The 12,274-nt window shown below is 61.2% G+C and carries 12 protein-coding genes and 1 pseudogene; 10 read left to right on the forward strand and 3 right to left on the reverse strand.

Annotated features, from left to right (window positions below; all coding sequences use genetic code 11):
* Positions 1-18 precede the first annotated feature (18 nt).
* Positions 19-1,185 carry a CaiB/BaiF CoA transferase family protein gene (locus H1S03_RS08825; RefSeq protein WP_185804105.1) on the reverse strand — a complete coding sequence of 389 codons (1,167 nt, stop codon included), beginning with the start codon at positions 1,183-1,185 and terminating at the stop codon, positions 19-21.
* Positions 1,186-2,349 carry a CaiB/BaiF CoA transferase family protein gene (locus H1S03_RS08830; protein WP_185804106.1) on the reverse strand — a complete coding sequence of 388 codons (1,164 nt, stop codon included), beginning with the start codon at positions 2,347-2,349 and terminating at the stop codon, positions 1,186-1,188. It lies immediately after the preceding gene.
* A gap of 104 nt (positions 2,350-2,453) precedes the next feature.
* Between H1S03_RS08830 and H1S03_RS08835 the strand changes: the two genes are divergently transcribed.
* The 10 genes from H1S03_RS08835 (at position 2,454) to H1S03_RS08880 (ending at position 11,565) form a co-directional block, all read left to right on the forward strand.
* The gene (locus H1S03_RS08835) at positions 2,454-2,831 is read left to right on the forward strand and encodes a Zn-ribbon domain-containing OB-fold protein (RefSeq protein WP_347339219.1); all 378 of its coding nucleotides are present in this window, start codon (positions 2,454-2,456) and stop codon (positions 2,829-2,831) included.
* Between the two features lie 2 nt (positions 2,832-2,833).
* Positions 2,834-3,985 (forward strand): thiolase, encoded by a 1,152-nt coding sequence (locus H1S03_RS08840; protein WP_185804108.1) that lies wholly within the window; start codon positions 2,834-2,836, stop codon positions 3,983-3,985.
* 23 nt (positions 3,986-4,008) lie between these two features.
* Complete coding sequence (locus H1S03_RS08845; RefSeq protein WP_185804109.1) at positions 4,009-4,866, forward strand: MaoC/PaaZ C-terminal domain-containing protein; 858 nt, start codon at positions 4,009-4,011, stop codon at positions 4,864-4,866.
* A 9-nt stretch (positions 4,867-4,875) separates the two neighbouring features.
* A complete protein-coding gene (locus H1S03_RS08850) occupies positions 4,876-6,012 on the forward strand; it encodes a CaiB/BaiF CoA transferase family protein (protein WP_185804110.1) in 1,137 nt (378 codons plus the stop codon).
* A gap of 62 nt (positions 6,013-6,074) precedes the next feature.
* The gene (locus H1S03_RS08855; RefSeq protein WP_185804111.1) at positions 6,075-6,794 is read left to right on the forward strand and encodes a transglutaminase-like domain-containing protein; all 720 of its coding nucleotides are present in this window, start codon (positions 6,075-6,077) and stop codon (positions 6,792-6,794) included.
* Entirely contained in the window at positions 6,791-7,240 is a 450-nt protein-coding gene (locus tag H1S03_RS08860; protein WP_185804112.1) for a MaoC family dehydratase, read from the forward strand. The genes H1S03_RS08855 and H1S03_RS08860 overlap by 4 nt, the downstream gene beginning before the upstream one ends.
* A 1-nt stretch (position 7,241) precedes the next feature.
* The gene (locus tag H1S03_RS08865) at positions 7,242-8,348 is read left to right on the forward strand and encodes an acyl-CoA dehydrogenase family protein (RefSeq protein WP_249777865.1); all 1,107 of its coding nucleotides are present in this window, start codon (positions 7,242-7,244) and stop codon (positions 8,346-8,348) included.
* Complete coding sequence (locus tag H1S03_RS08870) at positions 8,348-9,499, forward strand: acyl-CoA dehydrogenase family protein (RefSeq protein WP_166188373.1); 1,152 nt, start codon at positions 8,348-8,350, stop codon at positions 9,497-9,499. The genes H1S03_RS08865 and H1S03_RS08870 overlap by 1 nt, the downstream gene beginning before the upstream one ends.
* Positions 9,500-9,531: 32 nt before the next feature.
* On the forward strand, positions 9,532-10,341 hold the full coding sequence (locus H1S03_RS08875; protein WP_185804114.1) for an enoyl-CoA hydratase/isomerase family protein: 810 nt from the start codon (positions 9,532-9,534) through the stop codon (positions 10,339-10,341).
* Positions 10,342-10,368: 27 nt separating this feature from the next.
* Entirely contained in the window at positions 10,369-11,565 is a 1,197-nt protein-coding gene (locus tag H1S03_RS08880; RefSeq protein ID WP_221892649.1) for a phenylacetate--CoA ligase family protein, read from the forward strand.
* Between the two features lie 371 nt (positions 11,566-11,936).
* Here the strand turns inward: H1S03_RS08880 and H1S03_RS08885 are convergent.
* Positions 11,937-12,268 (reverse strand): annotated as a pseudogene (locus H1S03_RS08885) (acyl-CoA dehydrogenase family protein); the annotation flags it as partial.
* Positions 12,269-12,274: the final 6 nt, after the last annotated feature.

A 12,274-nucleotide genomic window follows, 5' to 3' on the forward strand; every position in this document is an offset into this window, starting at 1 on the left:
CGTCCCTAATCATCGACCCTAGTCATCGTCCTTGCCGAGGATTTCTTCGGTATGCTCCCCCAGGCGGGGGGCAGGGCGATGATCGTGGCGGGCCGGGGTCGCGGAAAATCGCACAGGCGGCCGTGTCGTCCAGATCGGCCCTTCGGAGGGATGTTCGATCCGTTGGAAAAAGCCGGTCGCGGCCAGATGCGGGTCGCCGGGCAGATCCGCCAGATTGCGAACCGGCATGGCAGGAATGTCGGCTTCCTCCGTCAGGGTGAGCCATTCTTCGGTTGTTCGTGTCAGCGCCACCTGCGCGACCATATCGTAGACCGCCCCGATGTTGCGGCTGCGCGCGGCCATGTCGGTGACCCATATGTGATCGACCATGTCATCCCGCCCGACCGCCTTGAAGAAGCGCGCCCATTGCAGGTTGGTGTAGGGCAAAATCGTGATATAGCCATCCGCGGTCTGAACCGGGCGCCGGTGTGGAACCAGCATGCGATCATAGCCGAAATCCTGCGGGATTTCTTCGAAGGTGGCGCCATCCAGATGTTCTGCCAGCAGAAACGACGTCAGCGTTTCAAACATCGGAACCTCGACATGCTGGGCCTCACCCGTACGCTGCCGATGAAACAGGGCTGCCATGATCGCATAGGCGGCGGTTACGCCTCCAAGCTTGTCCGCGAGGATGGTCGGCGCATAGGCGGGTGCATCGTCGGGATCGCGCAATGTCGCCAGACTGGCCAGGCCCGAAACTGACTGAACGATGTCGTCGAATGCGGGCTTGGCGGCATAGGGTCCGTCCTGGCCATAGCCGGTCGCGGCCACCGTAATCAGGCCCGGATTTTCCCGTCGCAAGGTTTCCGGATCGAGGGACAATCTGGCGAGCGCGGCGGGCCGGATGCTCGAAATCATCACATCCGCATCGGCCAGCAGCTTGCGCAACTGATCGCGACCGTCCTGCGCCTTCAGGTCGATGACGACACTGCGTTTGTTACGGTTGCTGCCCAGGAAGGCCGCGCCCATCTGCTTGTTCTGCGATGGCTGGACGTTGCGCAGCAGATCGCCCTCGGGGCCTTCGACCTTGATCACATCGGCACCGAGATCGCCCAGCATCTGGGTGGCCAAGGGACCAAAAACCACCGAGGTCAGGTCAATGATCCTGACCCCATCAAGGATCGCGGGCTTTTTCTCGACAGTCATTTACGTACGTGGCCCTTCTTCTGTGCGCGGCGCGAACTCTGCGCGGATGGCTTCACCGTCGGCATCGAGTGCCGGGCAGGGCCCGAGTGAGGTTTCGACCCCGCTGCGCCGAATCGGGGGCGTGGGGACGTTGATCTCACCAGAAGGCGTGGCGACGCTGGATCGGTCAAGTTGCGGATGGCTGGACAGAGATGCGACATCGTTCACCGCCCCGAACGCAATGCCAGCAGCATCGAGCCGCTTCAGCATCTCGGCACGATCATGGGAGGAAAACACCGCGTTGATGAGGGCCTCCAACTCCTGCTTGTGGTGCAGACGTGAGGTATTGTCGTGAAACCGCGGATCCGTGGCCAGATTCGAGTCGCCCAGAATGAGTTTGCAGAACCTTACCCATTCCCCCGAATGCTGCACCGCGATGACGACAAGCTGCCCATCGCGGCATTTGTAGGCGCCATAAGGACAGATGACCGTGTGGTTCAGCCCGACGCGCGGCGTCGGTTTTCCAAGGTAGTCGTGATACAGCAGCGGCACGGCCATCCAATCCGCCATCACGTCGAACATCGCCACCGAAACACCGCGCCCCTTGCCGGTTTGATCGCGCGCGACCAGGGCCTCGCAGATGCCGGCGTGGGCCGTCATGCCGGTGGCGATATCGCAGACTGAAACGCCAACCCGTCCCGGTCCGTCCGGCGTGCCGGTGACCGAGGCCAGCCCGCTCTCGCATTGCACCAACAGGTCATAGGCCTTGGCGTTTTGCATGGGGCCATCCTCACCGTAGCCGGTGATGTCGCAGGTCACGAGGCGGGGAAACTTCTCTCGCAGAGTGGCCGAATCGAGGCCCAGCTTCTTCAACGCGCCGGGCAGCAGGTTCTGGATAAACACATCGGCGGTTTCCAGCATTTTCAACAGAATTGCCTGGTCTTCCTCGGACTTGATATCCAGCGCGATGGATTCCTTGCCCCGGTTCAACCACGTGAAATAGGCACTTTCGCCGTTGGCGGCAGAGTCGTAAGCGCGCGCAAAATCGCCTGCGCCCTTGCGTTCCACCTTGATCACCCGCGCCCCGGCATCGGCCAGCCGTGACGAGCAGAATGGAGCGGCCACCGCCTGTTCGAGCGCGATAACCAGTTTGCCGGAAAGAGGCGATGAATTTGTGTCTGACATGTGTTTCTCGCAGGTGATGCTAAGGACTTGACGAAATCTAACAAATGTTAGAAATTATATCAACACGCTTACCCGGAAATCCGAAGACGCGAAGGAGACCGCAAGTGCCGAACGCCACCGCACCAGACCAGATTTTTCAGCGCGCACTGGCCAACAGTGAAATCCTGCTACCCAAATGCGATGATTGCGGGGCGTTTCATTTCTTTCCCAGGGTTCTGTGCCCGCACTGTCATGGGGCCGCAATCTCGTGGGAACGTGCGAGCGGTAACGGCCGGGTCCATACCACCACTGTCGTGCGGCAAAAACCCGAACGGGGCGGCGACTACAACGTCTGCGTGATCGAGCTTGATGAGGGTGTGCGCATGATGAGCCGGGTGGAAGGCATCGCGCCCGCAGATGTCGTCATCGACATGCCGGTAACCGCTTTCGTGGGCGAGGCCGAGGGGGCCCCGGCCGTGCTGTTCAAACCGGTGGAGGGATAAGCATGACCAGTGAACTTCGGGGAAAATCCGCGATCGTTGGCACCGGCCATGCCGGTTTTGGTGAGGCGCATGGTCTGACGGCCTATGACGTCATGGCGCAATCGGCGCTTGCGGCACTTGGCGATGCCGGGTTGAAGATGTCTGACGTGGACGGGCTGTTCTGCACCATGATGGAAGACAGCATGCCGGCGCTGATGGCGGCCGAGTATCTGGGCATCCAGCCACGCTTCATGGACGGGACCATGACCGGCGGCTCGTCCTTCGTGAACTATCTGACATCTGCGACCATGGCGCTGGAGGCCGGTCTGTGCGATGTCGCGCTGATCGTCTATGGCTCCAACCAACGCACGGCCTCGGGCAAGCTGGTGACGGCCTCGCGCCCGCCGGCCTATGAGGCGCCGTATAATCCGCGCTATCCGATTTCCGCATATGCGATGGCGGCGGCACGGCACATGCATGAATACGGCACAACGCGCGAACAGCTGGCGGACGTGGCGGTTTCTGCCCGGGCCTGGGCGCAGCACAACCCCGAAGCGTTCCAACGCGGCCCGTTGACCCGCGAGGACGTGTTGGGCGCGCGCATGGTCGGGGATCCGCTGACGGTGCGGGATTGCTGCTTGGTGACCGATGGCGGCGGCGCGGTGGTGATGGTGCGGGCCGATCGCGCGCGGGATTTCCCCAAGCCGCCGGTCTATGTGCTGGGCAGCGCTGCCGAAAGCTCTCACAGACAGATTTCGCAGATGAAGGATTTCACCGTGACCGCGGCCCGCGAATCGGGCAAGCGCGCCTTTGCGGCGGCGGGCTTGTCGCCGGAGGATATCCAGGCGGTGGAGCTGTATGACGCCTTCACCATCAACACCATTCTGTTCCTCGAAGACCTTGGTTTTTGTGCCAAGGGTGAGGGCGGTGCCTTTGTCGAAGGTGGACGTATCGCGCCCGGCGGCGTTTTGCCGGTGAATACGAACGGCGGGGGTTTGTCCTGCGTGCACCCCGGCATGTACGGTATCTTCACCATAATCGAGGCGACCCGTCAGATCCGTGGCGACGCGCCCGGTATTCAGTTGAACAATGTCGATCTGGCACTGGCGCATGGAAACGGCGGTGTGCTGTCCAGCCAGGTCACGGCAATTCTGGGATCACAAGCCACGCTCTGACGAGGATCAAGGGAGGAAAGATCATGCCATTGGATTTCGAAGCGCTTTCGGATTGGGATTTCGAGGAAATTCAGCAGACGCTGACTCAGCGGGATACCATCCTGTACGCGCTGGGCCTGGGATTCGGTGAGGATCCGACCGACAAGAAGGAACTCGCCTTTGTCTACGAGGACGGCCTGAAGGCGGTTCCCTCGATGGCGGTCACGCTGGGATATCCGGGGTTCTGGCTGCGCAATCCAAAGACCGGCGTGAACTGGCAGAAAGTCCTGCACGGCGAACAGTGGCTGGATATCTACAAGCCGCTGCCCGTGAACGCCAACATCATCGGCCGCAGCAAGATCGACTTCATCTCGGACAAGGGTGAGGGCAAGGGCGCCGTCATCTATCAAAGCCGCGAGATCATCGACGCGGACAGCGGTGAAAAGCTGGCGCGCGTCGCGATGTCGGCCTTTTGCCGGGGCGATGGCGGGTTCGGCGGTGAAAACAAGGCGGGCCCGGCCCCCGCTGTGCTGCCTGATCGGGCCCCCGACCATGTTTGCGATATCGAGACGCTGCCGCGTCAGGCGCTGATCTATCGCCTCAGCGGTGATTATAACCCGCTTCATGCGGACCCGGATGTCGCCCGTTCCGTCGGGTTCGACCGGCCGATCCTGCACGGTCTGGCGACCTATGGTCTGGCGGCGCGGGCGATCCTCAAGACGTCTCTCGATTATGACGCCGCCCGGCTTGTCGGCTTGGACGTGCGGTTCTCCGCTCCGGTCTATCCGGGGGAAACCGTGCGGTTCGAAATCTGGGAGGAGGGCGGCGAGGCCCGGTTCCGTGCTTCGGTTCCCGACCGCGACGTGGTGGTCCTGAACAACGGGGCGGCGCGCTTTGCTTAGGGCGAAGGTATGACCCAACCCCTCAAGGATATCATGGTGCTGGATTTCAGCACGCTTCTGCCCGGGCCGATGGCGACTCTCATGCTCGCCGAGGCCGGGGCGGAGGTAATCAAGTTCGAGCGCCCCGGAACAGGCGAGGACGCTCGTGCCACAGCCCCCAGGATCGAGGGGGAGAGCATCGGCTTTGCCGTTTTGAACAAGGGCAAACGCTCCGTTGCCATCGACCTCAAATCAAAGGGCGCTGTTGATGCGCTGCGCCCCTTGCTTGAAAAGGCCGATGTTCTGGTGGAGCAGTTCCGCCCCGGCGTGATGAAACGGCTGGGACTGGGATATGAGGCGGTGCGCGCGATCAATCCGCAAATCGTCTATTGTTCGATCACCGGCTACGGCCAGACCGGACCAAAGGCCAGCGTTGCGGGCCATGATATGAACTATGTCGGCGATGCGGGGATTCTGTCGCTGAGCCGGGGGCCTCAGGACCAGCCAACGACACCGTTCGGCCTGGTCGCGGACATTGGCGGGGGCACCTATCCTGCGGTGGTCAACATCCTGCTGGCCCTTATGGCGCGGCAACAGACCAACGAGGGGACTCACCTCGACATTGCGATGTCCGAGGGTGCCTTCGCCTTCGCCTATTGGGCTCATGCGCAAGGCGTTATCGCCGGGCAGGATATCGGCAGTGGCGCCAGCCGTCTGACCGGCGGTCTTGCCCGCTACCGGCTCTATTCCGCTGCGGACGGTCGGCAGATCGCGGTGGGCGCTCTGGAGGAGAAATTCTGGCAGGCCTTCTGCGATGTGATCGAACAACCTGAGGAGCTTCGTGACGACTGGAGCGATCCCGCCGCCTGTTCCGCGGAGGTTGCCCGCCGTCTGGCCAGTCAGCCATCGACGTATTGGGCACCGTTGCTGGCGGCGGCGGATTGTTGTTGTTCGGTGGTGAAAACACCTGCCGAAGCCGCCGCCGATCCGCATTTCAACGCCCGTGGCATATTCGGGCGGAAGCTGAACATTTCCGGTCGGGAGGTTCCCGCCCTTCCGCTGCCGATCGCGCCTTCATTCCGGGCGCCAGCGGGTGCTTCCGAACGGGCCGCCGCCCTGGGGGAAGACAATGCTCGCTACGGGCTGGATTCGGATGGCGCGGAATGAAATTCGTTGACGTACAGGTATTCAATCAGTAATCTAACACTTGTTAGAAAAGGGAGGACCCAATGGCGGATTCGAAAGATGACCTAACGGCAGATGGCGAACGCTATGACATGCCGGCCCGCTTCGTGGAGAGCGACAGCCCCGAAGTGCAGGCTTTCGTGTCTTCCGCATTGCGTGACCTTCCCGAGGACGCATCCAGCCGGGACAAGGCGATTCGCCTGTTCGAGGCGGTCCGCGATAACATTCGTTACGATCCCTATTGCTTCGCACTGGATGAGGATTCCTACCGCGCCAGTCGAATTGCCAAGGCGGAAGCCGCGTTCTGCGTGCCCAAGGCGATCCTCCTCGCGGCCTGTTTGCGCGCTGTCGGCATTCCCGCCGCGCTGGGCTTCGCGGATGTGCGAAACCACCTGAATACGCCCAAGTTGCAGGAGCTTATGGGCACCGACCTGTTTATCTATCACGGCTACGTTCAGCTGTGGCTGGACGGTAAGCCCTACAAGGTCACGCCTGCCTTCAACATGGAGCTGTGCGACCGGTTCGGGGTCAAGCCGCTGGTCTTTGACGGATATAACGATGCCCTGTTCCACGAATTCGACGAACAGGACCATCGCCACATGGAATATGTGAACGACCGGGGGCTGTATGTTGACGCCCCGATGGAGGAGTTCCTGGTGGCCTTCAGGGAAACCTATCCAAAACTGGAGGAGTTCAACCGCGTGCGCATTGCCAAGGATTCGAGCGGATACGATGCTGGCTTCTCCAAGGAGGGAGCATCTTGAAATATCTCGATGATTTCCATCCCGGCCAGGTCTTTCACTTCCGCAGCGATCCGATGAGCGCGGAGGCGATAAAGTCATTCGCGCAGGAGTGGGACCCGCAACGGCTACATACCGATGAGGATTATGCCGCCACCGTTCATGGCGGTCTGATCGCATCGGGCTTTCAGACCATGCTTGTGGTTTTCAAGCCGGTCATGACGGAAATGATGGTCGATGTTGCCAATATCGGGGGCATCGGTTTCGACACCCTGCGCTGGTTGCGGCCCGTTCGGCCGAATGAACCCCTCGACATCGAATTGACCGTGAATTCCGTCACCCCGTCCAAGAGCAAGCCCGACCGTGGTGTTCTGCACTATACGCTCAGCGCGAAAAACCCCGACGGTGAAGTCGTCTTCACGACCGATACTCCCGTCATGATCCGGCGAAAACAAAATGACACAGACTGATATGCTTTCCAGTGACCAAGAAGACCTTCGCCTGCTGCGTGAAAGCGCGCGCATCCTGTTTGAGCGCGCCGGCGGCAGTGGACGATCCAGAAAATTGCGCGATGCCGGTGGCGGCTGGGACGCGGCCATGATCCGTGAACTGGCGGAGGCAGGCGTTTTCGGCGTGACCGTTCCCGAGGAAAACGGCGGCCTGGGCATGGGCCTGGCCGCAGGGGGCGTCATCGCGGAGGAGGTCGGTCGTGTGATTGCCCCCGAACCGGTGGTGGTGACAGTCGGGCTGAGCCTCGGACTTCTGCGCCGCCTGTGCCCCGATCATGAGAAGGTCGGGCAGATTGTCGGCGGCGAAACCGTCCTGGCGGTGGCCTGGCAGGAGCGTGGGCCGAACGGCGGCCCGGCCGAGGCAAGCTGCCGTTATACGGATGGCAAGCTGACCGGCGGCAAGGCCTGGGTGGTCGGCGCGGACGGTGCCGATGGATTTCTGGTTCTGGCCGAAGGGGATTCCGGGCCGGTTCTCGTGCTGGCGGATGCCAAGGCGAACATGCTTTCCATTAAGAAGAAAACGCAGGCCGATGGCAGTGTCATGGGTGAGCTTTCATTCTCCGAAACCCCGGCGGAACAACTGGCCGAGGGTCCAGCGGTTCAGGACGCGCTTACCGAAGCGGTCAACGATGCCACTGCTCTCGCAGCGGCGGAGCTGGTCGGCCTGAGCGATCGCGCCTTTGAAATCACGCTGGACTACATCAAGACGCGGGAGCAATTCGACAAGCCCATCGGCTCGTTCCAGGTCATTCAGCACCGCGCCGTTGACCTTCATGTCATGCGTGAGGTTGCACAGGCGGGCGTGCGCGAAGTCTTGGCCCAGATGGACCACGAAACCGATCCGAAGACACGGGCCCGATTGGCCAGCCGCGCCAAGGCGCGTGCGGTCTCCGCCGCCAAGAAGATCACCCGCGACGCCATCCAGCTGCACGGGGCGGTCGGCTATACCGACGAGTTCGATATCGGACTTTACCTGAACCGGGCGCTGGTGCTCTCGGCCTGGCTGGGCGACGACGCCTATCACCGTCGGGTCTGGTTCGACGCGAGAGAAGAAGAGGGGGCAGCATAATGACCGACTGGAACGCCATGAGCGATGCAGAGTTCCGCAAGGAAGTGCGCCAGTTCTTCGAGGCGGAATACCCCGAAGAGCTGCGCCATCTGCCGCACCGTCCGAAATTTGCCGAAATCGAACATTGGCATCGCAAGCTTCACGCCAAGGGCTGGGTCGCACCGGCATGGCCCGCCGAATATGGCGGTATGGGGTTGAGCGCGGCCAAGCTGCTGATCTTCTATGAAGAACAGCAACGCTGGGGCGTGAACCGCGGGCGCGACATGGGTGTCCAGATGGTCGGCCCGCTGATCATCAAGTTCGGCACCCAGGAACAGAAAGATTATTGGCTTCCGCGTATCCTGAGCTGTGAGGACATCTGGTGTCAGGGCTATTCGGAACCGGGTGCCGGTTCCGATCTGGCCAACCTGCGCACCCGCGCTGAGGCTGACGGCGATGATTTCGTCATCAACGGCCAGAAGATCTGGACGACGATGGCGCATGACGCCACGCATATCTTCATGCTGGTGCGTACCGATCCCGACACGCCCAGAAAGCAGCAGGGCATCAGTTTCCTGCTTGCGCCGATGGATCAGCCCGGCGTTGACGTGCGTACGATCACGACGCTGTCGGGCGAAACCGAGTTTTGCGAGGTCTTCTTCGACAATGCCCGCACACCGCAGAAAAACCTTGTCGGTGAGCTGAACAAGGGCTGGACGATGGCCAAGGCGCTCTTGAGTTTCGAGCGCATTTTCATCGGTTCCCCGAGCCTGGCCCAGAACGCGCTTGGCCAGCTTGAAAGCTTCGCCCGTGGGCGCGGTGCCTTCGACGATCCGGTTTTCCGGGACCGCTTCGCGCAGGCCGCGCTCGACGTTGAGGATCACGCTGCCCTTTATTCCCGTTTCGCGGATCAGCTAAAGCGTGGCGAAACCCTGGGCGCGGATGTCTCGATGCTGAAAATCTGGGTGACCGAGTGCTTTCAGCGGATCACCGAACTGATGATCGAGGCCGCCGGCCCCGATGGCGGTACGATCGGACCGCTTCAGGTCGGCAATGTCGGCGTGGACGTTCTGTCGAGCTTTTACAAAGCACGGCCAACAACGATCTACGGCGGCTCGAACGAGATTCAACGCAACATCCTGTCCAAGGCCGTCCTCGGACTGCCGGGCTGAACCCATAACAAGATCTAGCAGAGGAAAAAAATATGTCTGACCGTTATGCAAAATACGACAAGTTGAAGTTTGACTACCCGGCGGATCGCGTCCTGCGCATCACCTTCGACCGGCCCGAGTCCTTCAACTCCGTCGATGCCGAAACCCACACGCAGATGACCGATATGTGGATCGACATCGACCGCGACCCCGACATCAATTCCGTGATCGTGACCGGAGCGGGCAAAGCATTTTCGGCCGGCGGCGATTTCAGCCTGATCGAAAACATGATCGGCAATTCGCATGAGATCATGAAGACGTGGAAAGAGGCCAAGGATCTCGTCTACAACATCATCAACTGCAACAAACCGATCATTTCGGCCATCAATGGACCGGCTGCGGGTGCGGGCCTCGTGGTGGCCATCCTGGCGGACATCTCGATCGCCGGAAAGCGCGCGAAAATCGTCGATGGCCACCCGCGCCTGGGCGTGGCCGCCGGTGACGTCGCGGCGATCATCTGGCCGCTGCTGACCTCGATGGCGAAGGCGAAATACTATCTGATGACCTGCAAGCCGGTATCCGGTGAGGAAGCAGAGCGTATCGGTCTGGTCTCCATGTGCGTCGAGGATGACGAGCTGCAGCAGATCGCCCTGGATACCGCAGTCGAATTGGCGAACGGCTCGCAAAGCGCGATCCGCTGGACCAAGTACTCGCTGAACAACTGGCTGCGCCAGGCAGGCCCGATCTTCGATGCCTCGACCGCGCTGGAAATGCTCGGCTTCATGAGTGAAGACGTCAAGGAAGGCGTGCTGTCGCACCGCGAGAAGCGCGCGCCGAACTTCCGCAAGGACTGCCCGCTTTAAAACCCGAATGGACTGGGAGGCATAGACATGGCTGATGACATCTACAAAGACATAGCTCAAGCCTATGCCGCCGGGGCTGAAAAAGCTCCGGGTCTGAAATCACGCTTTACGGCGGCCGGATTCGATCCGGCCGCCGTAAGGTCGCTGGAAGATCTGACTCGCCTGCCGGTGATGAAGAAGGAAGAACTGCTGAAGATCCAGCGGGACAATCCGCCCTTCGGCGGGTTCCTCGCCTCTGATCTGAAGGATATCGGGCGCATCTATGTGTCGCCCGGCCCGATCTTCGAGCCGGCCCTTTCGGGCAGCGCCGGGCATGGTCTGGAAATGCTGTTCAAATCGGCCGGTGTGGGCGCGGGGGACATCATCCTGAACACCTGGATGTACCATCTTGTGCCAGCCGGGCTGCTGTTTGACGAGGCGGCACAGGCCGCTGGTGCCACGGTCATTCCGGGAGGTGTGGGCAATACCGAACTGCAGGCCCAGATCATCGTTGAGACTGGCGTCACTGCGATCTGCGCCTCTACGGCCTTCTTCCTGACACTGGCTGACAAGGTGATCGAAACCTATGGTCGCGACGCATGGAAGGTGAAGACAGCCTTCCTCGGCGGCGAAATGGGCGACTGGATGTCCAAGCGGCGTCGGATCGAAGCCGACTATGGCGTGTCCACCTGGGCCGCCTATGCCACTGCCGATCTGGGCCTTGTCGCTTGTGAGGATGGCGGCGAGGGCTATGTGGTCCATCCCGACCGCGTGGTTCAGATCTGCGATCCGGTCAGCGGTGCGATGGTCGCTCACGGTGAACCGGGTGAGGTTGTGGTTACCGCGCGCGACGCCGCATGGCCGATGATCCGGTTTGGCACGGGCGACAGCGCCTTTGCACTGGAAAGCAACGAGGATGGCAGCGTCAGCCGCATCTCTGCCTTGCAGGGTCGGGTCGGTGCGGCCGTCAAGGTGCGTGAGATATTCGTCTATCCACGGGTGGTCGAGGAGGTCGTCATCGCCACGCCGGGGGCCAAGGCTGCGCAGGCCGTGGTGACCCGTGAAAACGATCGGGACATGATCCGCCTCGTCCTGGTGCTGGAGGATGGCGCCGACGCTTCCACCGCGGAAACCGCCGCTGCCGAAGCATTCAAACTGCATGCGAGGATTCGCGCGGACGGCGTGAGCGTGGTTGCCGAATTGCCCGAGAATGCGGAACTGCTCGTCAACAACAAGGACGGGTGACGTCAGTAGGCTCCGAACGTGAGGCTTTCGCGGACGGGCGGCTGGGACGACTTCCAGCCGCAGGCCGCGAGCTTCTATCTTCAGACAAGCCGCCTGAGAATCTCGCCCGTTGCGATTCAATATGCGTTCAGGTCGCTAAAATCGCGGTTGATGAACGGTTCGGATCGACAGCCCTATCGACCTGCGGGCACAGATGATTCCGTATAAACGTCCCGAGGGCTGCTTGGGTGATATGGCATTTCACGTGAAGAGTGCAGTGTGACCTGCGGCCAGATGCTGTGCGACCTGCCCAGTTGGCAGAACATCTTATCTGATCCCGATCCCCTGCAAAGGGATCGAGGCATCAGGATAAGTCTGCTTCTTGTTCCGCGTCAGAACGACCGGGGCATCCCAAGGATGTGCTCTCCGACAAGAGGGGGTGAGGTTGGTCGAAATCGGGGCACCTGAGGCAGCCGCTTGCGCGGAATTTGCGTTCTATACAGTATTCGCGCGCGAAGCCGAAGCCGCCATGGGTCTGGAGGCAGGCATTGCCCGTTTCCCAGTTAGCATCGGCGTCCAGCAGCTTGGCCATATTCGCCTGCGCGTCGGAATTCTGCCCCGCGTCGAAGCGTCTGCAGGCTTCGACGCGCATCAGGGTTGCTGCCTCCACATTCACGAAGGCCTTGGCGATGGGAAACTGCACCCCCTGATTTTGCCCGATGGGGATCAT

The sequence above is a fragment of the Pontivivens nitratireducens genome (assembly GCF_014235845.1).
GTDB classification, from domain to species: domain Bacteria; phylum Pseudomonadota; class Alphaproteobacteria; order Rhodobacterales; family Rhodobacteraceae; genus Pontivivens; species Pontivivens nitratireducens.

What these genes read in the sequence shown, in the direction of transcription:
- H1S03_RS08825 (WP_185804105.1), bottom strand. Translation starts at nt 1,185, where the DNA reads ATGACTGTCGAGAAAAAGCCCGCGATCCTTGATGGGGTCAGGATCATT.
- H1S03_RS08830 (WP_185804106.1), bottom strand. Translation starts at nt 2,349, where the DNA reads ATGTCAGACACAAATTCATCGCCTCTTTCCGGCAAACTGGTTATCGCG.
- H1S03_RS08840 (WP_185804108.1), top strand. Translation starts at nt 2,834, where the DNA reads ATGACCAGTGAACTTCGGGGAAAATCCGCGATCGTTGGCACCGGCCAT.
- H1S03_RS08845 (WP_185804109.1), top strand. Translation starts at nt 4,009, where the DNA reads ATGCCATTGGATTTCGAAGCGCTTTCGGATTGGGATTTCGAGGAAATT.
- H1S03_RS08850 (WP_185804110.1), top strand. Translation starts at nt 4,876, where the DNA reads ATGACCCAACCCCTCAAGGATATCATGGTGCTGGATTTCAGCACGCTT.
- H1S03_RS08855 (WP_185804111.1), top strand. Translation starts at nt 6,075, where the DNA reads ATGGCGGATTCGAAAGATGACCTAACGGCAGATGGCGAACGCTATGAC.
- H1S03_RS08865 (WP_249777865.1), top strand. Translation starts at nt 7,242, where the DNA reads ATGCTTTCCAGTGACCAAGAAGACCTTCGCCTGCTGCGTGAAAGCGCG.
- H1S03_RS08870 (WP_166188373.1), top strand. Translation starts at nt 8,348, where the DNA reads ATGACCGACTGGAACGCCATGAGCGATGCAGAGTTCCGCAAGGAAGTG.
- H1S03_RS08875 (WP_185804114.1), top strand. Translation starts at nt 9,532, where the DNA reads ATGTCTGACCGTTATGCAAAATACGACAAGTTGAAGTTTGACTACCCG.
- H1S03_RS08880 (WP_221892649.1), top strand. Translation starts at nt 10,369, where the DNA reads ATGGCTGATGACATCTACAAAGACATAGCTCAAGCCTATGCCGCCGGG.